A 517-nucleotide genomic window follows, 5' to 3' on the forward strand; every position below is an offset into this window, starting at 1 on the left:
TGGTGGAGCTAGGCAGGATCGAACTGCCGACCTCCTGCGTGCAAGGCAGGCGCTCTCCCAGCTGAGCTATAGCCCCAGAATCATTCTTGAGCTCTGCCGTCGTCTCTGGACCAGGATTTTACTGATCTAGGCGTCAAAGTGCGCCGCATAGCCTGCTATGCAAGTGCTTTGACAACGACGAGCAGTGAAATTCTGGTGGGTCTGGGTGGACTTGAACCACCGACCTCACCCTTATCAGGGGTGCGCTCTAACCACCTGAGCTACAGACCCGGTTTCGCTTGTCTTCGAATCACCTGGACTGCGTTGCAGCTTTCACTCACTCGGTCACGTACGTATGTACGCTCCCTCACTCGCTCAACCTGCGCCTTGCCAGCTGATCCGAATCCGGCGCCAAACCCAAGGGTCTGGTCAAACCGATATCGGGCCTGCATAGACCCTTTTGCTCTCTTTATTAGCCAACCAAGTAATTCGTGTGGACTCTGACCGAAGCATTCGGCTTCGTTTAAGGAGGTGATCC

General features: G+C 55.1%; 2 tRNA genes. Both read right to left on the bottom strand.

The annotated features are described in order from the left end of the window. A tRNA-Ala gene (locus MLC70_RS18465) sits at nucleotides 1-76 on the bottom strand. A gap of 117 nt (nucleotides 77-193) precedes the next feature. Next, nucleotides 194-270 (bottom strand) — tRNA-Ile (locus MLC70_RS18470). Between the last annotated feature and the right edge of the window lie 247 nt (nucleotides 271-517).

This window comes from Marinobacter goseongensis (assembly GCF_023156235.1).
Classification (GTDB): domain Bacteria; phylum Pseudomonadota; class Gammaproteobacteria; order Pseudomonadales; family Oleiphilaceae; genus Marinobacter; species Marinobacter goseongensis.